The 23,089-nt window shown below is 69.5% G+C and carries 19 protein-coding genes; 11 read left to right on the top strand and 8 right to left on the bottom strand.

Annotated elements, in window-relative coordinates:
- Positions 1 to 122: 122 nt before the first annotated feature.
- Together ACIBK3_RS35470 and ACIBK3_RS35465 are read right to left on the bottom strand one after the other, a co-directional pair.
- A complete protein-coding gene (locus ACIBK3_RS35470; protein ID WP_399371746.1) occupies positions 123 to 335 on the bottom strand; it encodes a DUF397 domain-containing protein in 213 nt (70 codons plus the stop codon).
- Complete coding sequence (locus ACIBK3_RS35465; protein ID WP_399371744.1) at positions 332 to 1,198, bottom strand: helix-turn-helix domain-containing protein; 867 nt, start codon at positions 1,196 to 1,198, stop codon at positions 332 to 334. The genes ACIBK3_RS35470 and ACIBK3_RS35465 overlap by 4 nt, the downstream gene beginning before the upstream one ends.
- Positions 1,199 to 1,359: 161 nt before the next feature.
- On the opposite strand from ACIBK3_RS35465, the gene ACIBK3_RS35460 reads away from it, so the two are divergent.
- From ACIBK3_RS35460 to ACIBK3_RS35440, 5 genes are all read left to right on the top strand, one after another.
- Positions 1,360 to 1,818: an ATP-binding protein gene (locus tag ACIBK3_RS35460; protein ID WP_399371742.1), complete on the top strand. Its 459-nt coding sequence runs from the start codon at positions 1,360 to 1,362 to the stop codon at positions 1,816 to 1,818.
- A gap of 82 nt (positions 1,819 to 1,900) precedes the next feature.
- Positions 1,901 to 2,152 carry a type II toxin-antitoxin system Phd/YefM family antitoxin gene (locus tag ACIBK3_RS35455; protein ID WP_399371740.1) on the top strand — a complete coding sequence of 84 codons (252 nt, stop codon included), beginning with the start codon at positions 1,901 to 1,903 and terminating at the stop codon, positions 2,150 to 2,152.
- On the top strand, positions 2,149 to 2,577 hold the full coding sequence (locus tag ACIBK3_RS35450) for a PIN domain-containing protein (protein WP_399371738.1): 429 nt from the start codon (positions 2,149 to 2,151) through the stop codon (positions 2,575 to 2,577). The genes ACIBK3_RS35455 and ACIBK3_RS35450 overlap by 4 nt, the downstream gene beginning before the upstream one ends.
- A gap of 194 nt (positions 2,578 to 2,771) precedes the next feature.
- On the top strand, positions 2,772 to 4,358 hold the full coding sequence (locus ACIBK3_RS35445; protein ID WP_399371736.1) for a serine/threonine-protein kinase: 1,587 nt from the start codon (positions 2,772 to 2,774) through the stop codon (positions 4,356 to 4,358).
- Positions 4,359 to 4,529: 171 nt separating this feature from the next.
- A complete protein-coding gene (locus ACIBK3_RS35440) occupies positions 4,530 to 4,967 on the top strand; it encodes an MscL family protein (RefSeq protein WP_399371734.1) in 438 nt (145 codons plus the stop codon).
- 45 nt (positions 4,968 to 5,012) lie between these two features.
- Here ACIBK3_RS35440 and ACIBK3_RS35435 read toward each other — a convergent pair whose 3' ends face one another.
- Positions 5,013 to 7,715, bottom strand: a complete 2,703-nt coding sequence (locus ACIBK3_RS35435) for an ABC transporter substrate-binding protein (protein WP_399371733.1) — start codon at positions 7,713 to 7,715, stop codon at positions 5,013 to 5,015.
- Between the two features lie 271 nt (positions 7,716 to 7,986).
- Positions 7,987 to 8,451, bottom strand: coding sequence for a hypothetical protein (locus ACIBK3_RS35430; RefSeq protein ID WP_399371731.1), 465 nt, complete (start codon positions 8,449 to 8,451; stop codon positions 7,987 to 7,989).
- Between the two features lie 109 nt (positions 8,452 to 8,560).
- On the opposite strand from ACIBK3_RS35430, the gene ACIBK3_RS35425 reads away from it, so the two are divergent.
- From ACIBK3_RS35425 to ACIBK3_RS35415, 3 genes are all read left to right on the top strand, one after another.
- On the top strand, positions 8,561 to 11,530 hold the full coding sequence (locus ACIBK3_RS35425) for a BTAD domain-containing putative transcriptional regulator (protein WP_399371730.1): 2,970 nt from the start codon (positions 8,561 to 8,563) through the stop codon (positions 11,528 to 11,530).
- Between the two features lie 139 nt (positions 11,531 to 11,669).
- Positions 11,670 to 12,077: a RidA family protein gene (locus ACIBK3_RS35420; RefSeq protein WP_399371728.1), complete on the top strand. Its 408-nt coding sequence runs from the start codon at positions 11,670 to 11,672 to the stop codon at positions 12,075 to 12,077.
- 71 nt (positions 12,078 to 12,148) lie between these two features.
- Positions 12,149 to 12,670 carry a glutathione peroxidase gene (locus ACIBK3_RS35415; RefSeq protein WP_399371726.1) on the top strand — a complete coding sequence of 174 codons (522 nt, stop codon included), beginning with the start codon at positions 12,149 to 12,151 and terminating at the stop codon, positions 12,668 to 12,670.
- A gap of 224 nt (positions 12,671 to 12,894) precedes the next feature.
- Here the strand turns inward: ACIBK3_RS35415 and ACIBK3_RS35410 are convergent, their stop codons facing one another.
- The 3 genes from ACIBK3_RS35410 to ACIBK3_RS35400 form a co-directional block, all read right to left on the bottom strand.
- Complete coding sequence (locus ACIBK3_RS35410; protein WP_399371724.1) at positions 12,895 to 13,089, bottom strand: DUF397 domain-containing protein; 195 nt, start codon at positions 13,087 to 13,089, stop codon at positions 12,895 to 12,897.
- Positions 13,090 to 13,280: 191 nt separating this feature from the next.
- Complete coding sequence (locus ACIBK3_RS35405) at positions 13,281 to 14,162, bottom strand: helix-turn-helix domain-containing protein (protein ID WP_399371722.1); 882 nt, start codon at positions 14,160 to 14,162, stop codon at positions 13,281 to 13,283.
- Between the two features lie 431 nt (positions 14,163 to 14,593).
- Positions 14,594 to 15,352: a GPP34 family phosphoprotein gene (locus ACIBK3_RS35400; RefSeq protein WP_399371720.1), complete on the bottom strand. Its 759-nt coding sequence runs from the start codon at positions 15,350 to 15,352 to the stop codon at positions 14,594 to 14,596.
- A gap of 222 nt (positions 15,353 to 15,574) precedes the next feature.
- On the opposite strand from ACIBK3_RS35400, the gene ACIBK3_RS35395 reads away from it, so the two are divergent.
- The 3 genes from ACIBK3_RS35395 (at position 15,575) to ACIBK3_RS35385 (ending at position 21,793) form a co-directional block, all read left to right on the top strand.
- On the top strand, positions 15,575 to 18,541 hold the full coding sequence (locus ACIBK3_RS35395; protein WP_399371719.1) for a D-alanyl-D-alanine carboxypeptidase: 2,967 nt from the start codon (positions 15,575 to 15,577) through the stop codon (positions 18,539 to 18,541).
- Between the two features lie 205 nt (positions 18,542 to 18,746).
- Positions 18,747 to 20,777 carry an MFS transporter gene (locus ACIBK3_RS35390; protein WP_399371717.1) on the top strand — a complete coding sequence of 677 codons (2,031 nt, stop codon included), beginning with the start codon at positions 18,747 to 18,749 and terminating at the stop codon, positions 20,775 to 20,777.
- Between the two features lie 140 nt (positions 20,778 to 20,917).
- Positions 20,918 to 21,793 (top strand): hypothetical protein, encoded by an 876-nt coding sequence (locus ACIBK3_RS35385; RefSeq protein ID WP_399371716.1) that lies wholly within the window; start codon positions 20,918 to 20,920, stop codon positions 21,791 to 21,793.
- 56 nt (positions 21,794 to 21,849) lie between these two features.
- Here ACIBK3_RS35385 and ACIBK3_RS35380 read toward each other — a convergent pair whose 3' ends face one another.
- Complete coding sequence (locus ACIBK3_RS35380) at positions 21,850 to 23,073, bottom strand: RNA-guided endonuclease InsQ/TnpB family protein (protein ID WP_399371714.1); 1,224 nt, start codon at positions 23,071 to 23,073, stop codon at positions 21,850 to 21,852.
- Between the last annotated feature and the right edge of the window lie 16 nt (positions 23,074 to 23,089).

The following is a 23,089-nucleotide window of genomic DNA, read 5'->3' as shown; positions in this document are numbered from 1 at the left end:
CTGGTCCCGCGCCCCGAACCTGAATGCGTATACGTTCGCCAAGTGACCTGGATCTGATCCCTGCAAGACTTGGGGCCCAGCCGCCTGTGCGACTGGGCCCCACGGGGGTACGAATGTACGGCTCAGACGGTCTGGTCGGCGGCCAGCCGGACGAGCCCGGACCACGCCTCGGGGGCGACCATCAGAACCGGTCCGGATCGGACCTTCGAGTCGCGGATGTGTATGCCGTCGACGGCGGCTGCGATCTCGACACACTCACCACCCCCGCCGCTGCTGTAGCTACTCGTGAACCAGGCCGACACCGGCACAGTCGACTCGGTGTGCTGAACACTCATTTCTCTCCCAGCAGTTCCTCGATGAAGGCCAGCGACTCACACGGGGTGAGTGCCTGTGACCGGAGAATGCCATACCGGGCTTCGAGCTCACGGATCTTTCCGGTGCTGGTGTACAGGCGGCTGTCGTCCTGTACCTCGGTGTACGCGATGCGTCGCCCTTCGGCAGTGTCGATCAGATTGAAGGGTCCGCCCAGCCCTGCATGGTCTTCTCGCTCGGTTGGCATCACCTGAATCTCCACGTTGCGGTTCTGCCCTACGAGCAGGATCTGCTCCAACTGCCCTCGGAGTACCGCACGTCCACCGATTGGCTTGCGCAGCACCACTTCCTCGATGATGAAGCTCAGCAGCGGTGCCGGCCGACGAGTGAAGATGACTTGCCGCACCATCCGAGCCTCCAGACGCTGTTCAATGACGTCGTCATCGAGTAGCGGGCGCTGCATGCGGAAAACAGCCCTCGCATACTCCTCTGTCTGCAGCAGGCCAGGCACAGCATGCGTCGCGTACACGCACAGGCCGACCGCGCCTGCCTCCAACCGCGCCGCGTCCCGGAAGAACGCCGGATACTGCGCCCGCCCCACCTCCTCCTTCAGTGCCTTCAGCACGCCCCTGGCGTCCAGCACCTCGTCCGCGCGGTCGATGAACCTCGGCGGGGGAATCCGCCGCCCCTGCTCGAAGGACGCGATCGACTGGGCCGCGTAGCCCGTGAGTTTCCCGAACTCCGACCGTTCCAGGCCGGCCCGTACCCGCAACAGCTTCAACTGCCGCCCGAACGCCGTGACCACGCCGGATCCCGGCTCGTCCTCCGGCCTCGGCCCGGCGTCTTCCCGCGCTCCCTCGGCCTCGCCCTGCTCCACCGACCCCATCGGCTCCACCGCCTCCCCGGCCCAGTTCCCCGGCCCAACGCGCCCACCCCGAGCCGGTCACGCGGCGCGCCTCGTACACCTCCCGCCCCGTCGCGTACAACCGGCACGCGACGGCGCGTCACCACTGGTCACGCTACGCCACTGCCGGAAGCGTTGAGGGCATGAACAATGAGATCGCCGCTCCTTCTCGTATCGGGCAACCCGTCAGCCCCACAGGGCACTTCGCGATGCGGTTCAGCTCCACCCCGCGCGGCGCGCGGCTCGCCCGGCGGCTTGCCGGGCAGCGGCTCGACGCGTGGGGCATCCCCTACGACTGCGACGCGCACCACGCGCTGACGCTGATCGTCGCCGAGCTCGCCGCCAACGCCGTCCGGCACGGCCGGGTCCCCGGCCGCGACTTCCACCTCGCGTTGGCCTACGACGCCACGACCGTACGGATCGAGGTCACCGACACCCGTACCGAAGGCGTACCGGTCGCAGCGACGCCCACGGACCTCCGCGACACCGGCCGCGGCCTGCTCCTGGTGGAGCACCTCGCCGACCGCTGGGCCTGGCACCCGCGCCGGGACGGCCCCGGCAAGACGGTCTGGGCGGAGTACGTCCTGCCGGGCAGAGGTTGACCAGCCACAGCACCCTCCCACCCGTCACCCACCCCAAACTTCGCCGCAGCGTTCACCGACGGGAGGTAGTACCGTGTACTACATGGAGACGACCGCGCGTGAGTTCAACCAAAACGCCTCAAGGATCCTCGCCGCTGCCGAACGTGGCGAGCGCATCACGGTGACCAAGAACGGACGGCCCGTGGCCGTACTGGCCCCGGTGGGCGACCAGGGCGTCGCCCCGTACCCGACGGACCCCATGGGCCCGGACGATGAGGCTCCGGTGTTCCACAGTGGTTCGGCCGTGGACTGGGACGCGGGACGCAACGACTATCTGCGGGGCTTCGGCGCGTGACCGTTCTGATCGCCGACACATCAGGGCTGTACGCGTACTACGACGGAAGCGACTCGGAGCACCAGCGGTGCCGCGAAGCAGTGGCCGCCGCCGCCCACGTGGTGGTGTCGCCGCTGGTGTTGGCGGAGCTCGACCATCTGCTGAGTTCGCGGATCGGCCCCGAGGCCGCGCACGGGGCACTCGCCCACGTTCGCGACCGTGTCGCCGCACGGCGGTATGCGGTGCCCGAGATCGAGCCGCACCTTTCCACCGCTTTGGTGACCATGCTGCGGTATCCGCAGATCGGCATCACCGACACCATGAACGTGATCATGGCCTCCGAGTACCTCACGGATTCGATCCTGACCCTCGATCGCCGGCACTTCCGAATGGTGCGCCCGCTGACCGGGCACACGGCGTTCCGTCTGTGGCCGGACGATCTCTGAGCCCTTCCGGAGCCACACGTCTGCGCGGAGTACGTCCCGCCGGCGGGAGGCTGACGGGCCGCCGCACCCTGCCCGTCGTCCATTGACAGCCGCCCACAAATCCATGTCGCACCGCGAGCCCTGGACGGCAGATCGACACAGCGGTCACACTTGACCCCAGACCGTGACTGTTCATCACGCACACCGGGGGCAAGGTGCCGCAGGAGGCGATCTCCGACCGTTACGAACTCCTGGAGGAGCTCAGCCACGGCGGCATGGGCGACGTGTGGCGCGGTTACGACGCCGTCCTCGACCGGCCCGTCGCCGTGAAGCTCATCCGGCAGGCGTCGGTCACCTCCCCGCGGCTGGCCGAGGAGTTCGCCAAACGCTTCCGTCGCGAGGCCCGCATCACCGCGCGCATCCAGCACCCCGGCGTGCCGCAGGTGTACGACGCGGTGCTCGACGCGTCGTACGAGCGGCTGTTCCTGGTGATGGAGCTCGTCGACGGCGTACCGCTGTCCACCTACCTCGACCCCGGCCGGCCACTGCCGGTCAGCTGGGCGGCCGCCGTCGCCGCGCAGGTCGCGACCGTGCTGTCGTACGCGCACGACGTGCCGGTGATCCACCGGGACCTCAAGCCGGGCAACATCCTCGTCGCCCGTGACGGCACCGTGAAGGTACTCGACTTCGGCATCGCGGCGATTCTGCGGACCGACGTCACCAAACTGACCGCCACCGGCAGCCCCATCGGCACCCACCAGTACATGTCGCCGGAGCAGGTCCGCGGCGGACGTATCACCCCGCAGACCGATCTGTACGCGCTGGGCTGTGTGCTGCACGAACTCCTCGGCGGACGTGTCGTGTTCGAGGCGGAGAACGAATACCTGCTGATGTACCAGCACGTCAACGCCGCCCCCACCCCACTGCGGCAGTTGCGGCCCGACGTCCCCGAGGAGCTGGAGGAGCTGGTCCTGCACCTGCTGCGCAAGGCGCCCGAGGCACGGCCCGCCGACACGCAGGAGGTGTACGCGCGGCTGCTGCCGTTCCTCCCGCAGGTAGGCCAGGAGCCCGGCGCGGCCGATGCCGGGCCGGCCGGCGCCCCCGACCCGACGGGCGTGTTCCGTCAGCCTTTCGCGCCCCACGCCCGCGCCCAGGCCCCCGCACCCGGTGGTTCGACGCCGACAGCCGTCCTCCCGGGGCCCCAGCCGGTGCCCGTCCCCGCCCAGTTGCGCGAGGACATCAAGGCGGCGTACGCCCACTCCGACGCCCTGCTGGAGGAGGAGCGGTTCGCGCAGGCCGCCGAGGTGCTCGGCGAGGTCATCGAACCCGCGGCCCCCGCCCTCGGTTCCGAGAGCAAGCAGGTCCTGGCGCTGCGCCGGCGGCGAGCGGCGATCCGCCTCCTCGGGGGCGACTTCCGGGCCGCCCTGCCCGAGTTCGACGCCCTCGCCGACGCGTACGCCCGCATCGCCGGAGCCACCGGTGAGCAGGCCCGCGCCTGCCGCGCCCAGGCGGCCCGGTGCCGGGCCGAACTCGGCCAGGTCACCGACGCGCTCGCCGCGCTGCAGGGCGTGCTGAACGTCGTGCGGGCCGTCGACAGCGACGTGAGCGAGGAAGCCGTGGAGCTGCGGCACAACATCGGGATGCTGCTGCTCGCCCAGGGCCGGGCCGCGGAAGCCCGACAGGTCCTCGAACCGCTCCACCAGGACATGTGCATGGTGTTCGGCCCCGACGACGAGATGACCGTCGAGATCGCCGATGCACTCGCCGTGATCCGCCTCGGCCTCGACGGTCCGGCTTCCTGACCCCATTCCTCCAGAAGCGGCAACAGCGGTCGACCAGCAGAACCGCTGATCACCCACGGCCCGGACATAGAGGCCGCCGTCCGGGTGCTTCCGGCCGTGGCTCGTCATCCCCGCGGCGAGTCCGCCCTTAGCGTGCTGAGCACTCCCGTCTCCGGAAAAGGGAAAGAAAACGTGCTCAAGGGCTTCAAGAACTTCCTGATGCGCGGCGACGTCATCGTGATCGCCGTCGGTCTGGTCACCGCGCTGGCCTTCTCCACTCTGATCAAAGCGTTCACCGACTTCGTCATCAACCCGATCGTCGCCCGGTTCCAGGGCGGTGGCTCCGCCGGACTGGGCTGGCAACTCGGGAAGGAGGGGAACGACGCGACGTACCTCGACCTCGGGCAGTTCATCTCGGCGCTGATCTACTTCCTCATCTTCATGGCCGTCGTGTACTTCCTGATCGTTGTGCCGTACAAGCATTCCGAGGCTCGCCGGGGTGTCACCGTGTTCGGGGACCCGCGGCCGGTGAAGACCTGCCCGGCCTGTCTGGCCGAGGACATCCCCGAGGCGGCGAGCAAGTGCCGTTACTGCGCCACCCAGCAGCCGCCCGCGGGTGCGCCCGCCTGACAGGGCCCTCGTTCGAACGGTCTCGGGACACGCACACTCCGCTGATCAGGCCGTGCAGGGCGGCCCCTGAGCCTCGCTCGACTCGTCCTGACGGTAGGCGCCGCAGGCAAGGACGGCCTCCGGGAGGTTCCCCGACTGGCGAAGCAGGACGAGGGTCTTGTCGTGGGGCGGGGCGTTGGCGCCGTCGTAGGAGACGTATCCCGTCGCTCCGTCGAAGGCGATGCCGCTGCCGAGGACCAGCAGGACGGACTTGCGGTCGATGTCCGGGTCGTGCAGTCCGGCCTCGCGTACCGCCTGCGACAGGACGTGGAAGGCGTCGTACGAGACCGCCGAGTGCCCGTCCTGCCGCCAGGGGTCCGTGCCCTCGGTGGTGGCCTCCACATAGGCGTCGTACTCGGCCACGAACTGCCGGGTCCTTTCGCTCGCGCCCGGAGCGTCGGCGGGCAGCCGGTGCGCGGAGTAGTACAGGCGCAGCCAGTCCTTCTTGGCGAAGGCCCCGGTCTGCGCCACGTTGGTCAGCTCGTTGCCGCCGAGCACGGTCAGGTCGCGCGCGGTGCATGTCCCGGCGGCGTCCATGGAGTTGATGAGTGCGGTGAAGTCCTTGGCCCGAGCCGACCAGTACACAACCGAGTCCGGCTTGTTCTTGAGCGCGTCGCACAGCGCCCGCGCCAACTGGCCGGCATCGGGCTGGCTGACGGCGCCGCTCAGCGGAGCGGGGCCGAAGTCGCCCTCCTGATTGAAGTCGAACACCTCGTGCGTGCCCTTGAACGCGTTGACGAACTGGCCGGCGAGGCTGTGGCTGTACAGGTCCACGGAACTCTCGATCACGATCGCGTGCCGGGCCGGGGTGCAGACGTCCTCGGCACCCGGCTCGGTCACGATGTTCTCCGTGTACGCGAAGTCCGCCTCGATGCCGGCCTCGCGCGAGTTGAGCGGCGTGGACGGCCAGTAGGTCCGGGTGGCCGGGCCGGAGAGCATCTCGTCGGCGGTCGCGGTGGTGCCGATCGTGGGGATGCCCGCCTCGCCGAGCACCCGGAGGGCGGCCCGGGTCTCGTTCCGGCTCTGCGCGAAGGCGAGGACGCCGACGACCCGCTCGCGCGCCGGAACGCTCTTCTCGTGCGCCATCTCCGCGACGAGTTTCCTCGCCTCGCTCTCGGCGTCGCGGAAGGCGACCCCGGCCTGGCGTACGTCCACGCGCAGGGGTATCAGGGAGTCGTCCGCGGCAGCCTCCTTGTTCAGCCTCTCCTGCCACATAGCGATGCCGCGCAGCTCCGGGATCGTGCCGTCGAAACGCGTCTCGGCGTCGGTCTTCGGCGGGGCGGACACGAAGGCGACGACGGTCCGCACGGTCCGGCCCTGGCCGGCGTACTGCGCGACCCGCTTGTTCTGCTGCGCGATGGTCCGCACGGCCGCCTGGTACCAGCCGACGGTATCCACCTGTATCGGCTGCGCGGGGGCGGACTCCGCCACAGACCCGGTGCCGCCGAGGCAGTGGCGGGCAGCGGCGAAGACGGGCGGGAGCGTCAGCCCCAACGCGAGCAGGGCCAGGACGGTCACCCCGCTCGCGATCGAGGTCGGGACATACCGGCTGAATCTGAACGTCCGTAGGTTCACGGGCGGGACGGGTACGCCGCGCGCCGCGAGGGCTCCTTCCAAGATGGTGACCAGGACCGGGGGTTCGCCGGCGGAGGCGTTCTCGGCGAGCCGCACGCTCGCATCCGGAAACGTACTCTCGGACGGATTGCCCAGATCGGCCAGCAGGGTGTCGGAGGGCACGCCCACGGCGATGACGAGCGGGCCCGGCGGCTTGACCGTGCCCTGGGCCCGGTACAGGGAGCGCAGAAAGCGCTCCGCGGCCCGGGCGCCGGGCTCTCCCGCCGGAGGGATCCTCACGAGCAGGACCGGGCGGCAGGTCCGACGGCGCCTGCCGGGCAGAATCCGCCCGATCGCGGGTCTGCGCAGGTCCTCCAGGAGGGCCCGCAGGACGAGCCAGTCGAACTCCTGCAGCGCCTCCTCGTCGGCAGGGTCGTCCACGAGCTGCACGGAACGCACCGCGGCCACCTGGTCCATCACCCGGAACAGGTTCTTGCTGCCCTGCGCCACCCGCTCCGCGCCGAGCCAGCTCCGCACGACTGTGCGGGAGATGCGGTTGGCCCAGACCCGCCGGGGCAGCAACTGGACGAACGACAGCCAGCTGAGCTTCGTCAGGAAGCTGGCAATGCCGCCCCCGTCGGCCGGGCCCTGCATCCTTGTGAACGCCAGCAGACCGCCCCGCTGGGCCCGTCGCTCACCGGCGTCCTTCCGCAGCGCCGCTTCCATGTCATCGGTGGTGGCCGCCCACTTGCCCGGGTTGGACCTGACGTACTCGACAAGGCCGCACATGACGTTGAACTGCGGGAAGCGGTCGGGCGTCATGTTCTCCGGAGCACTGCGGAACAGCTGTCTCCCGGCATCCACGGAGAGCAGAGTGGAGTCGGGGGCCGCCCTGGCAGAGCCGGCGTCGTCCCTGGTCCCGGCGGGCAGCTGGGCGTAAGGCACGCGCTGGCTGAGCGCCCCGGCCAGGGCCGCTACGACGCGGTTCACGCCACTCTGGTACGACGCCTGCGGCACGCGCAGGAGGAACAACGGCGGACTCGTCTCCAGCTTCGCCCGGTTCTCGTACCTGGGGGCCACAGTCGTCTGGAACTCCCGCACGAAGTCGGTGGCCTGGTCGTTCGGGAATCCGGGGCTGTCGAGAGGTGCGGTCATGAGGAACTCCCCTGGTCATCCTGACGGATCGCGCCACGAGACGACACTGACTCCTGGCCAACTTGGCGTACTGCGAAGGAAGTTGCGGAAGGGATGCGGAGAAAGGGAAGTGAAGGGTACCCGCGGTGTGGGCGGGGTCACAATAGGTTGCCGGAAGCGCTTCGACACTCTTCGCATGCGCCCCCTACGCACTCCCCGCGCGCCCCTCCGGCTCAGGGGCTGTCGGGGTGTGGTCTCACTTGCCGGATCATGATCGTCGGACAACACGTCGTCATGGACTGTCCGACGGGGAACGGGAGTTCGCCCGTCCGCCGATGTCGGCCCCCACGATGACGTGCCCCGTCCGGCGCTCCGCGCGGATCACGGCGCGGGCCGCGGCGAGGACCTCCTCGTCCTGCTCCACCCCGGAATCCGTCAGGACTTGGAGCAGCCGGGTCCGCCAGACGTCGGGGTCCGTCTCGTACGCGTCCAGCACCCGGACGCCGTAGCCGCCGGCACTGCCGTAGCGGCCGACACCGCCGTTGCCGCCGACACCGCCGTAGCGGCTGACACCGCCGTTGCCGCCGTCCCCGCTGGGTGCACCTCTCCCGCTGTGTGCGCCGCCCCCGCCCAATCGTCGGCGTACCGCCTCTCTCAGCTCGGTGTGAAGGTCGTGGACGGTTCCGCATGCGGAGCCCGTGAGTCCGGCCGCCGTCCCTGTGGCCAACGCGGTGGCCACCAACTCCACTTCGGTCACTCGGTCCCCCTCAAGTTGTGCGGGTTGTGCGATGTCGCGTCCGTCACCATGGCCTGAGGTGCTGCAATGCTGATGAAATTCCGATGAAGCACGGAAGCGGGGGCTCGGGGTGGGCGGGACATCTCCTCAGCGGCTTCGGATCGAGGTGCTCGGTCCGTTACGGTCCTGGCGGGGCGAAGTACCCCTGGAGCTGGGGCCTCTCAAGCGGCAGGCCGTGCTGGCCGCGTTGCTGCTCCGCCAGGGGGCTGTGGTGAGCCATGAGCAACTGCTCGACGGGGTGTGGGGGTCGGAGCCACCCGCATCGGGAAACAAAGTGCTGGCCAGTCACGTCAACCCGCTGCGCAGGACACTCGACTCCGAAGGCACCCGGCACACGGAGTCGGTGATCCGCAGCGGCAAGGGCTGGTACCGCTTCGTCGCCGACGACGTCCGGCTCGATCTGTCGGACCTGGCCGAGCGAGGCGATGAGGCGCTGCACACAAAGGCGTCCGGCGATCTGGCCACCGCGACGGACCGGTTGTCCGCGGCGCTCGCACTGTTCCAGGGCGAGCCCTTGGCCAACGTGCCCGGACCGTTCGCGCAGGCCGAGCGGGAGCGGCTGCTGGAGCGTCGGCGAACGCTCAGGACGGCCCGGCTCGAATGCCTGGTTCTGCTCGGCAGGTTCGCCGATGCCCTGGACGACCTGGCCTGCCTGCCCGAGTCGGATCAGTACGACGAGTCGCTGCTGGCGTTGCGGATGAGAGCCCTGTACGGCTGTGAGCGCCAGGCGGAGGCGCTGAACAGCTATGAAGACATGCGCGTACGGCTGCGCGACGAGCTCGGCGTCGATCCCGGTGAGGAACTCCGCCGGGTGTACGAGGCGGTGCTGCGCCAGGACGACGCCCTTCTCGTCGGTCCGACGGCGAGGCGCTCAGCCGCTCTTCCTGACCGGTCACGGCCCCGCCCCACGATCAATCAGCTGCCGGGCGACACCGGGCAGCTCATCGGGCGTGAGGACGAGCTGGCGCTGTTGGCGGCGCCCTCTTCGCCGGACTCCGTCTCCGTCGTGGCGGTGGACGGTCCGGCCGGGGTCGGCAAAACCGCCCTCGTCGTACGCGCGGCCCATCGGATCCGCGGTCACTACCCGGACGGCTGCCTGTTCGTCGAACTGCACGCGTACAGCACGGAGCGTCAAAAGCTCTCGCCGCAACGCGTGTTACGGCGATTGTTGCGCTCCGTCGGCGCGGACGGCAGCGAGGTGCTGGACGACCTCGACGAGCTCATGACCGTCTGGCGCGCGGTGACCAGTTCCCTGCGACTGCTTCTCGTGCTGGACGATGCCCTGGATACACAGCAGATACGGCCGCTGCTGCCCGCCGGGCCGGGCAGCAGGGTGATCGTGGCCGGTCGACAGCGGCTGGCGGGACTGGACGCCGATCGACGGGTCACCCTGGAAACCCTCGGCACCGGCGACGCCACGTCCCTGCTCCGGCACATCGTCGGGCAGGAGCGCACGGACCACGAGCCCGAGGCGACGCGGGAGTTGGTCCGGATGTGCGACGGACTGCCCCTGGCACTGCGCATCGCCGGTACGCGGCTGCAGACCCGCCCCGCGTGGACATTGGCGTACCTGGTGGACCGCATGGCGGACGACAAGGACCGTCTCGGTGAGCTGAGCGCCGGGGACCGCAGCGTGGAGGCGGCCTTCCGGCTGTCGTACGACCAGCTCTCAGCGACACAGCAGCAAGGGTTCCGTGTGCTGGGCCTGGCGCCGACGGTCGAGTTCGACCTGCGGACACCGGCGGCCATGCTGGGCTGGTCGCCCCGCGACGCCGAGCAGATCCTGGAAAGTCTGGTCGACACGAGTCTGCTGCAGCAGCCACGTCCGGGCCGCTACCGGTTGCACGACCTGGTTCGGGTCCATGCCCGGCGGCTGGCCGAAGCCGCGCCCGCTGAAGCCGGCACGGCACGCACGGCTGCCTTCCGCCTCTATCTGGACGCGGGCCGGGTCGCCAGCGAATGGGGCTACGGCGGTTTTCCGACCGGCCCGCAACCCGACGGAGCACCGTTCACGGACTGGAGGGACGCGGCGGTCTGGCTGGACGCGGCCGGCGGAGAGCTCGTGGACGTCGTCGGTCACGCCGCGGCGGCCGACGAAGCCGACCACGCCTGCTGGATCGCCGAGGCGCTGACAGACCACTTTCTCGGCCGGGGCCGCTACCACGAGTGCCAGACCGCCATCGAGATCGCGCTCGCGCACGCGGACCGGGCCACCGACCGGCGGATGGTCCTCGCACTGCGGAACTCCCTGGGTCTCACCCTCATGCACCGGGCCCGGTTCCAGGAGGCGTTCACCTGCCTCAGCCACACGCTCGACCTCAGCCGCGAACGCGCGGACCGGCACGAAGAGGCCCGAGCCCTGATCGGGCTGGGAACCATGATCGGTCTGGGAACCACCGGGCTGAGCACGGACCGGGGCGAACGTGGGGCCTCCCATCTCAGCGCCGGCCTGGAACTGGCTCAGCGGTGCGAGGATCACTGGCTCGTCGCGATGGGGTCCTTCGCCCTCGGCCTGGTCCGCCACAGCCAGGGGCGGGACGAGGAGGCGCTGGCCTGCTTCCGCGTCGCGCATGCCCGCGGCATGGCGACCGGCCGCCCTCGCGCGATCAGCAGAGCCCTGACCTCCAACCTCGACCTCCACCTCCACGTCTACCCCGACCACCCCGGGGCCGGGACTCTGCTCCGCCGGGTGGCAGACCTCATTCAGCAGACCGGGGACGTCCTTCTGCACACGCTCACCCTGGCCCGGCTCGGCACCGCGGAGCACAGCGCGGGAAACCTGAGCGCCGCCGCGGCCCTCTATCAGCAGGCTCTCGCGCAGCACCGGACTCTGCCCCCACTCGCCGATCCCGACTACGGCCGCCGGGAGATGGACATCCGCTGCCGACTGGGCCGCACCTGCCGCGCGGCGGGCAAATTCGCCGAAGCGAGGGCTCAGTTCCGGACGGCGCTCGCCGTACCCGGCGCGGAGATGTACCCCAAGGAGCACGCGCAGGCGGTGGAGGGCCTCAGCGCCTCCGGAGAAGACATGTTCGGCTGAGGGAGCCGTGCTCGTGGTCACCGGCAGGTGCCTCGGTCACCGAAAAGTGCGTTCTTCCATGTCAGCGGCCACTCTCTTACAGTTCCCGAGTAACCATCAGAGACCGGCGAGGAGCCGGAAGAACAAGGAAGTGGACGGCATGGCCATCACCCTCATGAACTCGCCTGGACTGCCGGAGATCGATGTCTACCGGCAGGTGTCCGTCGCGACCGGCTCGAAGCTGGTATTCATGGCCGGGCAGGTCGCCTGGGACGCCAAGGGGGTCACGGTCGGCGAAGGGGACCTCGCCGCTCAGGTCGAGCAGAGCTACCTCAACGTCGGCACCGCACTGGCCCAGGCCGGGGCCTCCTTCCACGACGTGGCGAAGCTGACCGTCTACGTCGTGGACTGGACTCCGGAGAAGCTTCCCCTGTTCCTGGAGGGAGTCGCCCGGGCGTCCGCAAAGCTCGGGGTCACCCCGGTGCCGCCCGCCACACTGATCGGCGTTGCCGCGCTGCACGTACCCGAGCACCTGGTCGAGGTCGAGGCCGTCGCGGTCATCGACTGAGGGTGCCTGCGCCTACGGCCACCGCCATGGGCGAGGGGCGAGGGGCGAGGGGCGAGGGCTAGCATCCGAGCATGACGACTGCAGACAGCAACGGCAATTCTCCCCTCTCTCCCCTCGACACCGAGATCGGCGCTCTCAAGGGCGGTTCCGCGGACCTTTCGCAGTACGCCGGGCAGGCCGTGCTCGTCGTGAACGTGGCCTCCAAGTGCGGGCTGACCCCGCAGTACAACGGGCTGGAGCGGCTGCACGAGCAGTACGCCGGGCGCGGCTTCACCGTCCTCGGGGTGCCGTGCAACCAGTTCATGGGACAGGAGCCCGGCAGCGCCGACGAAATCGCCGAGTTCTGCTCGGCGACGTACGGCGTGACCTTCCCGCTGACCGAGAAGGTCGAGGTCAACGGCGAGGGCCGGCACCCGCTCTACGACCGTCTGGCCGGCTTCGCCGACGCCGAGGGGCACAGCGGCGACATCCGCTGGAACTTCGAGAAGTTCCTGATCGGGCGGGACGGCGCGGTCGTGGCCCGCTTCTCCCCGCAGACCGAGCCGGAGTCGGCGGAGGTCGTGGCCGCGATCGAGGCGCAGCTGGCCGGTTGACCTGCCCCTGAGCACCCGGAGGGTCCGGGGAGCGGAGCAGTACCGGGCAGAGCCGAGCCCTCTCGGCAAGGACGGCGATCTGGTCGAGAGGGCTCCTGACATGGCGCTGTGCAGTTGTCTGTGCAGTTGTCTGTGCAGTTGTCTGTGTAATTCTTTGTGTAATTGTCTGCGTAGTTGCCGGTGACGCATTTCGGCTACGGATGAGGCCAGTGGGAAGTTCTCCCCTACGCCTTGACCGAGGCCACGAAGGCGTTCCACGCGTCCGCGGGGAACCTCACCTTGATTCCGTCGGGGCCGACCTTGGTGTCCCCCACGTCCAGCGACGCGTCAGTGGTCGACCGGACCATCACGCAGGCGCCGTTGTTGTTCGTGTACGAGGACGTCAGCCACGTTTCCGTGACACCCAGGCGAATTGCCATGTTGTTTACTCCGTTGGGCAGTAGCGCTGTTCGGTTTCCGCCAACCTTCACTGATCGCTGGCGTGATCGACGCTACTCGCCGACCCCTCCTTTCGGAGCAGCCGTTCACTCTTCCGTGCGGCATATTCCAGGTGAGACTTCCAGGCGAGGCATGCCGCAGTGTAGGATCCGGCCCTTTCGCTCGGAAGGACTCAACGGCCGTACTCCCGGGCGTACTCCCGGGCATACTCCTTCGCCACGTCCTCGATCAGCTGGCGCGACTGGTCGGCGTTCAGCGCCTGGGCTCGCAGGTGCTCGTACATCACCGTGTACTTCTGCACGTCATGCGCCTTCTCCAGGTACAGGTCGCTGGTGACACCCTCGATGTACACCACGCTCGAATCGGCGGCGTCGGCGAACTCCAGGATCGAGTACTGGCCGTTGATGCCGGGATGCGCGCCCACGTCGAAAGGCAGCACCTGCACGGTGATGTGGGGCCGTTGGGACATTTCAGCCAGGTACTCCAGCTGTTCGCGCATCACCTGCCGGCTGCCCACGACCCGGCGCAGCGCCGCCTCGTCCAGAACCACCCACAGTCTGAGCGGCTCCCCCTCGACGGCAATACGGTCCTGCCGTCGCAGCCGGACCTGCGCGCGCTTGTCGATCTCGGCGTCCGAGGTCTCCGGCGAACCGCCCCTGATGATGGCCTCGGCATAGGCCCGGGTCTGCAACAGCCCGGTGATGATCTGGGGTTCGTAGACGCGCAGCGACTCGGCGTCGGTCTCCAGGCCGATGTACACGCTGTACGGGATGTCCCCGAACGCGTGCCACCATCCCTGCTGCCGCGAGTCCTTGGCCATCTGCATCAGGGACTCGACGATGCGCTGGTCCTCGACCTCGTAGACCCCGCACAGGTCGCGGACGTCGCGCTGGCTGATACTGCGCCGCCCGTTCTCCAGACGGCTGATCTTCGACTGCGAGACCAGCAACCGCTCGGCGACTTCCTCGGCTGTCATGCCCTTGAGCTCACGGAGCCGGCGCAGCTCCTGGCCCAGCCGGCGCCGCCTGACGGTGGGATTGACATTGGACGCCACGGGACGTGCACCTCCGGCTGCGTGCCTCATACTTGCCACTTTGTGTATCTGCTGTTGAGCAGACTGCCACCAAGGGGCTTCCTACCGCTGGGAAACGGTGGATATGCGCTGCCCGCACGGGTGCTGACGGTTTTTCGCCACACGTCGCCGCACGTCTGCCCCACGTCGTCACACCTCCCCGCACGCCGTCACATCTGGCGAACAAGGCGCTGATACGTCGTCACACCTCCCGGGCATACGGCCGCGCGGGGCGACGGGACCGTTTCTTCGTCCGGTGGCCCGGACTACGGTCCCGTCACCCCGCGCGGACCAGCGGCTCCCGTACCGGTCTTGGGGACTGCGGTGCGGCGGCTCGGTACAGCGTGGTGCGTGGTGCCCTGTGGTGCGTGGTGCCCTGTCGTGCGTCGTGCGTGGCGCCGTGGGACTGCGGCTCAGTGGGCCACGGCGCGCGCCATGGAACCGCGGCGCGGTTGCATCGGAACGCCACGGGCGGGTTCCGACGCGGACCTGGCTCCGGGAGCGGCCTGACGGCCTGCCGCCGGTGCCGGGCTGCGGCGCGGCTGGGCCGCCACGCCGTTCTGGACGTCCATCACGGCGTGCGCGACAAGACCGCCCATGGGGTCGTGCCTGATCAGATCCCTGAGCCGGGAGCGGGAGGACCGCCCCTCGTTCCCGGGGTACAGATGCTTGCCGAGGCCGACCGCGTGCGCCAGCGCGGCGAGCGCCGCGGTCCGCGGGTCCGGCGGTACGCCGGTGCGGATCGCGGAGTCCAGTCGGGTTCGGATCTCCCGGCTGATCTCGGTCTGACTCGCCTGATAGCGAGTCGTCGGCAACACCCCGCACATCTGGCCCGCCACGGCATGCACCATGCCGCACCGCTCCAGATGCGAGAGGTAGGTCTGGCGGAGCCCGAGACGCGGCCCGCCAATCCAGTTGACCGCCCGTACGGGAGCGCCACGCCTTCGCAGCAACTCCAACGCGCAGTCCAGTGTTGGATCTCCAGTCGGCCGTGGGGACACCACGGCGATACGATCCCCGTCTGGGGCTATCCGTCCGGCCAGCGCCAGCTCCACTAGCTGCGCTCCGGCCAGACCAAGGTCGAGCGACTGCGGCTGTGCGGTGGTACCCGTGGTCGGGTCCAACGCCAGCAGTAGAAGCTCCTCCGGAATACTTCTGCGGCTCCTGCCCATCCATGCCTCCCCGCGTGGATGAATGACAGGGTGACCCCTCTCACATTGGTCTGTCGAGGGTGCGTGACCTGTTTGTAAGGGAACCGGTAGGTATGTCGTTCTCGTCTACCGCTGTAGCCAAGCCCGCACACAGGACACTGGTACATGGTTCGGACATCGCTTCCTGGCGGTGTCCCGGGCGGCTTTTCACGGTTCGGTAGCCGCGCGGAGGTCGTGTGGCGCATGGAGGAGGCATCGGTGGCGGGCGAGTCCCCCGACAGGTCGAAGCAGCACGAGTCGTCGGCAGAAGCGACGTCGGGGAGCGCGGGTCCGGTTCCCGAGGCCAGGAACGAGACGAGCGCGCCCCGCGACCCCCGGCTGGCGGTGGCCCGCGAATCGTCGCCGAGGTCGACGTCGGCCTCGCGGGGAGGCGTCGATACGGCGACGAGGGTGCTGTCGGTGCGCGAAATCGCGGAGGCGACGGAGCGCTCCGGGGAGGCCGGGCAGGCCACGGACGCGGACGCCGACGCCGACGCGGAATCCGCCGAGGGCGGCTCCGGCGCGGCTGACGCGTCCGGCGACGGCCCGGACGCTTCCGACGCGCGGAGCGGGGACGGGGACGGCGACGGGGACCAAGACCGTCGCGACGCGGAGGCGGCTGCCGCTTTCGAGGCTCCCGAGGCTCCCGAGGCTCCCGAGGACAACGATGGCTCCGAGGGCCAGGAGAAGGCTGCTGCGGGCGGGGACGACCGGTTGCGGGAAGCTGTGGCCGCGTGGGTGAAGTCGGCGGACGAGAAGCCGACGGCTGCGGCCGAAGACGCCGACGAGGCGGCCGAAGGGGCTGTTGAGGGCGAGCAGGAGGGTGCTGGAGCCGCTGAGGGCGCCGGGGAGTCCCAGGAGGGCTCCAGGGAGCCTGAGGGCGCCCAGGACGCCGTAGCGCCCGCGGAGGACGGTGCGGGGTCCGGGGCCGAGGACGCGCGGGGCGCCGACGCGGCATCGGACGCCGACACGGACGCGGGTGAGTCTCCGGCCGAGGGCGCCAGGAAGGTCGCACCGGCACCTGCGGCTGCCGACTCGGCGAAGGCCGAGGGCGAGGCCGACGCGGAGTCCGAGTCGACGCCCGATGCGGCTGCGGGGGCCGACACGCCGGATGAGGCGGAAGCCGCGGCCGAGACCGACGCCGAGGACGAGGACGACACCGACACCGACGCCGGGACTGACGCTGCGGACGACGCCTCCGCCGAGACCGGGGACCGAACGACCTCCCCGGCCGACGCCAAGAGCAGCGCCGTGACCGAGGCACCCGCCAAGGACCCCGAGACCAAGACCCCGGCCGACGACTCCACCGACACCGACACCGCCCCCGAAGACGAGGACGAGGACGAGGACGAGCCCGGCCATCGGGTACCCAAGGACTCTGCCTCCGCCGGCACGGAGGACGCGGACGCAAAGATCGCCGACGCAAAGACCACCGCCGCCGTCGACGACGCCGAAGGCACCGAAGGCACCGAAGGCACCGAAGGCACCGACGCCACCGACGCCACCGACGCCACCGACGCCACCGACGCCACCGACGCGAAACCTGCCGAAGACCCCCGCGCCCCCAAGGACGCTCCCTCCGACGCCCCGCCCGTCGATCAGCCCACCGCCGTCTTCAAGGCGCCCCGGCCCTCCGCGCCCGCCGTGGATCAGCCGACGACCATGCTGAAGTTCGGTGGGGCGGGTACGGCCGAGAAGGGCCGCGAGTCCGAGGCCGAGGCCGAGCGGACCAGCAAGTTCGTCGCCTTGAAGCCGTTGGACGATCCCGCGACGCGCAAGCCGAAGGCGGCCGACGCCACCACCGCGCTGCCGCGGGTGAAGCGGACGCCCGACGTCGCCTCGCCCGTGCCGCAGGTGGGCCCGGAGCGGACGACCCAGCAGCCGTTGCCGCCGAAGCCTCCGCTGGATCTGCTGGCGGAGCTGACGAACACGCCGCCGCCCCCGGACACACCGGTCCGTACGGCGATCCGCCGGGTCAAGATCTGGACCCCGCTGGTGCTGCTGCTGGCGATCGTCTTCGCGGTCGTACAGGCCGTACGCCCGCTGCCGACCCCGGAGCTCCAGCTCACCGCCGAGGACGGCTACACCTTCGAGGGCGCCAAGGCCGACCTGCCCTGGCCGGCCGACGGGCAGGCCGCTCTGGACGTGCAGGGCATCGGCAGCTTCGGCTCGTCCGGTGAGCAGCGGCCCGTTCCGATCGCCAGTGTCGCCAAGGTCATGACCGCGTACCTCATCCTGCGTGAGCATCCCCTGAGGAGCGGCGCCGCAGGGCCGAAGATCCCGATCGACCAGCCCGCCCAGGACCAGTCGACGGCGGGCCAGGAGTCGACCGTCGACGTGACCAAGGGCGACTCCCTCTCCCAGCGCGAGGCCCTGGAGAGCATCCTGATCGCGTCCGCGAACAACATCGCGCGCCTGCTCGCCCGCTGGGACGCCGGGTCCGAGAAGTCGTTCGTGAGCAAGATGAACGACGCCGCCAAGGACCTCGGCATGACCAACACGACGTACACCGACCCGTCGGGCCTGAACAACACCACCGTCTCCACCGCCGTGGACCAGGTGAAGCTGGCGAAGGCCGCGATGACGGAGCCCGCCTTCCGCGAGGTCGCCGCGATGATGTCGTACGACGACTACAAGGGTGTCAACCACTCCAACTGGAACCACCTGGTCGGCAAGAACGACGTCGTCGGCATCAAGACCGGCACCACCACCTCGGCCCTCGGCAACCTCGTCTTCGCCGCGAAGAAGGAGGTCGGCGGGGAGACCCGGACCATCGTCGGCGCGGTGCTGCGCCAGCCCGCGGGCGGCACGGACAACACCATCCTGGGTGGCGCGCTGGACGCCGGTGACAAGCTCATCCGGGCCGCGCAGGGCGAGCTGAAGTCCGCGACGATCCTGAAGAAGGGCGATGTCGTCGGGTACGCCGACGACGGGCTCGGCGGCCGGACGCCGGTCGTCGCCACGAAGGACGTCACGGCCGTCGGCTGGGCCGGCCTGACCGTGAAGCTGACCTTCGCCGCCGACGACCTTCCGCACACGGCGAAGGCCGGCACCAAGGTGGGCTCGCTCACCGTCGGTGACGGGTCCGGCAGCGCGGTCAAGGTCCCGGTCACCCTCCAGCAGGACCTCGTGGAGCCGGGCTTCACGGACAAGTTGACGCGCCTCGGCTGAAACGGGTGAAGAAAGCCCGCCTCGCACCCCGTCGACCGGAACCCGTCCCGGTTCCGGTCGGCGGGGTGCGTGCTAGCGTCACGAAACGGGGCAGTAGCCGCTGACGGGACGCGGTCACCGAACCGGGAACACGCAGGCGGCCGGCACCACACGGGGAACGGGACACGGCCGAGAACAGACGGGACACCACGGGGAGTGCCTTCAGGTGGCCACAGCGGAGCCGACACGCGCCGACGACACCGAACCGGGCCCGGGAACCGGCCCGCGAATACGGATGTCCGCGGCCCGTAAAGACGACAGCGGCACCGACAGCGCCGACAGCGCCTGTGTCGACAGTGCCGACACAGGTAGTCCCGACGCAGGTAGTCCCGACACAGGTAGTCCCGACACAGGTAGCGCAGATATCGACAGTGCCGATACCGGTCACGGCCATACCGGTGAAGCCGATACCGGCAGTGCCGAGGGCGCCCCGGCGGCCTCGGGATTCGTCGCCGGGCGGGTCGCCGCGTTCGCCGCCGCGTTCGCCGGCCTCCGCGCGTGGGGGCGAAGCCATCCGGTCCTCTTCCTCACCGCCCTCTCCGGCGCGCTGCACATCGTCTGGTTCTTCACCTTCGCGAACAGCGGCGGCGATCTCGCCGCACAGGACGCCTGGGCGGAGTTCGTCGGGCGGCACCCGGACTCGGCGTACAACCTCGCCTGGTACGGCGGGATGCACCCGGTGTCGTACAGCGTGGTGTCGCCGTATCTGATGTCGGTGCTCGGCGTCCGTACGACGATGATGATCGCGGGAACGTTGTCGGCGACCCTGCTGATGCTGATCCTCGTGCGCAGCAAGCCGGTCAAGAAGCCGCTGTGGCCCGCCCTGGCGGGCGTGTTCGCCTTCCTGGGCAACGCGGTGTCCGGGCGGGTGACCTTCGGGCTGGGCACGATGTTCGCGCTGGGCGCGGTCGCCGCCGTGTTCTGCTGGCCGTACCACTTGCGTTACAAGCGCTGGGCCAAGGCGTGGTGCGCGGCGCCGCTGGCCGCGCTGGCCACCATGTCCTCACCGGTCGCCGGCCTGTTCGTGGGGCTGGTGGCGGTCGCGCTGTTCCTGCAGAAGCGGCGGCCGGGCGCCTGGGCGCTGGGCCTGGCGCCGGCCGTCGTCGTGGCGGTGTCGGCCTGGCTGTTCCCGTTCTCCGGCACCCAGCCGATGTCGTTCTTCACGGCACTGCTGCCGCTGGCGTACGCGGCCGCCATCTTCGCCCTGGTGCCGCGCGAGTGGACGACCGTCCGGATCACGTCGGCCGTGTACGGGCTGTCGGTGCTGCTGGTGTGGCTGATCAGCTCCCAGATCGGCTCGAACATCACCCGGCTGCCGATGCTGTTCGCGGGGGTCGCGCTGATGGCGGCGCTGCCGTTCACGGTGCCGCGCTCGCGCAAGTGGTACGCGATCGTGGTGGCCTTCGCCGGGTTCGTCGTATGGATCGGGGTCAAGTCGGTCATCGACATCATCCACACGACACCTGCGGCGTCCTGGGCGCGTGAGCTCGCGCCGCTGGTCAACGAACTCCAGCAGGTCGGCGCGGAGAAGGGCCGGGTCGAGGTGGTGCCCGCCCGCTCGCACCGCGAGGCCTCCGCGCTCGCCCCGTACGTGAACCTGGCCCGCGGCTGGAACCGGCAGGCCGACATGGAGCGCAACCCGCTCTTCTACGACGACACCCTCAACTCCGCCAACTACCACGACTGGCTGCAGCGCTGGGCCGTGCACTTCGTGGTGCTGCCGAAGGACGAGCCGGACGGTGACGGCGGCGAGCGGGAGCGGGAGCTCGTGCAGCGGGGGATGCCGTATCTGCGGCAGATCTGGGGCGACGCGAACTGGCAGCTGTTCCGGGTGACCGACCCGGCGCCGCTCGCCGAGCCGAACGCGGTCGTGGACCGGGCGGCGCAGGGTGAGCTGACCATGGACGTGAAGAAGGCGGGCCGGATCCGCATCAAGATCCCGTACTCGCCGTGGCTGAGCATCGTCGACGTGGAGGGCAACAAGCTGAAGCCGCCGCAGGAGACGAAGGCGTCGAAGAACCGTCCCGACGGTTCCGTGAAGACGTACGACAACGTCAACGGGTGTCTGATGGAGACGGAGGAGGACGCGGAGGGGGATCGGTGGACGATGCTGGTCGCGCCGAAGGCGGGGACGTATCGGCTGGCGGCGCCGTACACCTTGCCGCGGGGCACTCCGTGTCCGGACGAGTTGAAGTGACCGTACGCCGGGGACGGGCCTCGCTGGGAGGCCCGCCCCCGGCCGTTCTCAGCCCTTCCCCGCCCTTCCCCGCCGCCGCAGATCCGACTCCCCCACCGCCGTCTCTCCCAATCTGACGCGTAGTCAGCTAGACCGGATCCATGACAGACGACGCGACGCACACAACGGAAACCCGCAGCGATCTCAGCGACCTCAGCGACCTCTATGCGGAACTGGCCGCCGTCGGCCCCTACGGAGCCGACCTCGGGCACGCGCTCATCACCATGGTCGAGCCGCACCTCGGCCGGGAGCGTGAGTACAACCGCTGGTACGAAGACGACCACTACATCGCCGGTGCGATGGCGATGCCATGGATGTACGCGGGGCGCCGCTGGGTCGCCACACGGGACCTGCAGCTGCTGCGCTACCCCCGGAACTCCTCGGTCGCGCAGCCGGTGACGGCAGGATGCTACATATCCGTCTACTGGATGACCGCCGGCCGCTACGCCGACCACATGCGGTGGACCGTCGGCATCAACAAGCGTCTCAACCGCGACCACCGCGTCTTCCAGGATCGCACCCACGTCTTCACCGCCTTCCAGGACCATGCGGCGACCGTCTACCGCGACGGCGACCACGGTCCGCGTGACATCCACGCCCTCGACCACCCCTACACCGGGCTCGTCGTCCAGGTCATCGAGGCCAACTCCCCCGAGGGGCGCGGAGAACTGCTCGCGTGGCTGCGCGAGGACCACCTACCGAAACGGCTGGCGGGCTCCCCCGCGGCGATGGTGACCGTCTTCACGCCGACGCCGCTGCCCTTGGACCGGATGACCTACGTCAAACAGGTCGAGGGGGTCGGGACCCGGCTGACCCTGCTGTGGTTCCTCCAGCACGATCCCCGCGACCACTGGCTCGACCACTTCGCGGACCTGGACACGGCGGTGGCGGCTTCGGGGCTGGGCGACGTGCGGTTCGTCGCACCGTTCATACCAACTGTGCCAGGGACGGACCGCTACGTGAATCAGCTGCGTTGACTTGCCCCTCGGGCTGAAGCCCGGGGATTCTGGCCTTCTCGATCGTTGCTGTGCCGCTACGCGGCACGGGGTTCGGTCGGGAGTCCGTGGCTTCCTGTTTCTTCGCGCTGTGCCGGGATTGCTCCTGGTCTTACCGGCGCTCCGCAGGCCGATACCGCCAGTCCGGCGGCCGTCTTCACGTTGATCGCGGCGTTGATGTCCCGGTCGTGGACGGTGCCGCAGGCGGTACAGGTCCATTCCCGGACGTTCAGGGGTTTGGGTCCGTCCTTGATACCGCAGGTGGAGCAGGTCTGGGAGGTCGGTGTGAACCGGCCGGTCTTGACCAGGGTGCGGTCGTACCGTTCTGCTTTGTATTCCAGCATGCTGATGAACGATGCCCATCCGGCGTCGTGCACGGACTTGGCCAGCTTCGTGCGGGCCAGTCCCGCCACCGACAGGTCCTCCACGGCGATCCCTTGGTTCTCGGAGATCAGTTTCGTGGAGAGCTGGTGGTGGAATTCGCGGCGTGCGTCAGCGACTTTGGCGTGGGCGCGGGCGACCTTGAGGCGGGCCTTGGCGCGGTTCCTTGATCCCTTCTGTTTGCGGGACAGCTCCTTTTGGGCCTTCTTCAGTTTCTTCTCCGCGCGCCGCAAAAAGCGCGGTGAGTCGATCTTCGTGCCGTCTGAGAGGACCGCGAAGTGGGTGAGGCCGAGATCGATGCCGATGGTGCGGTCGGTCTGAGGCATCCGTGTCGTGTCGGCGGCGGGGTCGGTGTCGATGACGAAGGAGGCGAAGTACCGCCCGGCCGCGTCCTTGATGACGGTGACGGAGGTGGGGGTGGCGGGCAGCGTGCGGGACCATTTCACCTTCACCGCGCCGATCTTCGGCAGGTTCAGACGGCCGCTGTCGGTGATGTTCCAGCGGGCGTTGGCGGTGAACCGGATCGACTGTCGCGTGTCCTTACGGGATTTGAACCGTGGTGCTCCCAGCTTCGGTCCCTTACGCGTGCCCTTGAGAGAGGAGAAGAAGTTGCGGTAGGCGCTCTCGGCGTCCCGCAGGGACTGCTGGAGCACCACCGCGGAGACCTCACCCAGCCAGTAACGCTCGGCTGTCCGCTTCGCCTCGGTGATCAGCTTCCGGGACAGCTGACCGGCCGTGGGGAACGGCTGCTCGGCCTTACGGGCGTCTTCACGGGCGCGGACCGCGTCGTTGAACACGACGCGGGCGCACCCGAACGCCTTCGCCAACGCGGTCTGCTGGCCGGTGTCCGGGTACAGGCGGAAGCTGTACCTGAGCTGCATGACCGTCACGCTACAT

This window comes from Streptomyces sp. NPDC050287 (assembly GCF_044459385.1).
Classification (GTDB): domain Bacteria; phylum Actinomycetota; class Actinomycetes; order Streptomycetales; family Streptomycetaceae; genus Streptomyces.
This window is presented reverse-complemented; position numbering and strand designations above follow the sequence as displayed.

Bases quoted from the DNA above. Each gene is read 5' to 3' on its own strand.
- ACIBK3_RS35420 (WP_399371728.1), top strand. From the start codon at position 11,670: ATGGCCATCACCCTCATGAACTCGCCTGGACTGCCGGAGATCGATGTC.
- ACIBK3_RS35395 (WP_399371719.1), top strand. From the start codon at position 15,575: ATGGAGGAGGCATCGGTGGCGGGCGAGTCCCCCGACAGGTCGAAGCAG.
- ACIBK3_RS35455 (WP_399371740.1), top strand. From the start codon at position 1,901: ATGGAGACGACCGCGCGTGAGTTCAACCAAAACGCCTCAAGGATCCTC.
- ACIBK3_RS35385 (WP_399371716.1), top strand. From the start codon at position 20,918: ATGACAGACGACGCGACGCACACAACGGAAACCCGCAGCGATCTCAGC.
- ACIBK3_RS35465 (WP_399371744.1), bottom strand. From the start codon at position 1,198: ATGGGGTCGGTGGAGCAGGGCGAGGCCGAGGGAGCGCGGGAAGACGCC.
- ACIBK3_RS35435 (WP_399371733.1), bottom strand. From the start codon at position 7,715: ATGACCGCACCTCTCGACAGCCCCGGATTCCCGAACGACCAGGCCACC.
- ACIBK3_RS35460 (WP_399371742.1), top strand. From the start codon at position 1,360: ATGAACAATGAGATCGCCGCTCCTTCTCGTATCGGGCAACCCGTCAGC.
- ACIBK3_RS35410 (WP_399371724.1), bottom strand. From the start codon at position 13,089: ATGGCAATTCGCCTGGGTGTCACGGAAACGTGGCTGACGTCCTCGTAC.
- ACIBK3_RS35400 (WP_399371720.1), bottom strand. From the start codon at position 15,352: ATGGGCAGGAGCCGCAGAAGTATTCCGGAGGAGCTTCTACTGCTGGCG.
- ACIBK3_RS35415 (WP_399371726.1), top strand. From the start codon at position 12,149: ATGACGACTGCAGACAGCAACGGCAATTCTCCCCTCTCTCCCCTCGAC.
- ACIBK3_RS35380 (WP_399371714.1), bottom strand. From the start codon at position 23,073: ATGCAGCTCAGGTACAGCTTCCGCCTGTACCCGGACACCGGCCAGCAG.
- ACIBK3_RS35470 (WP_399371746.1), bottom strand. From the start codon at position 335: ATGAGTGTTCAGCACACCGAGTCGACTGTGCCGGTGTCGGCCTGGTTC.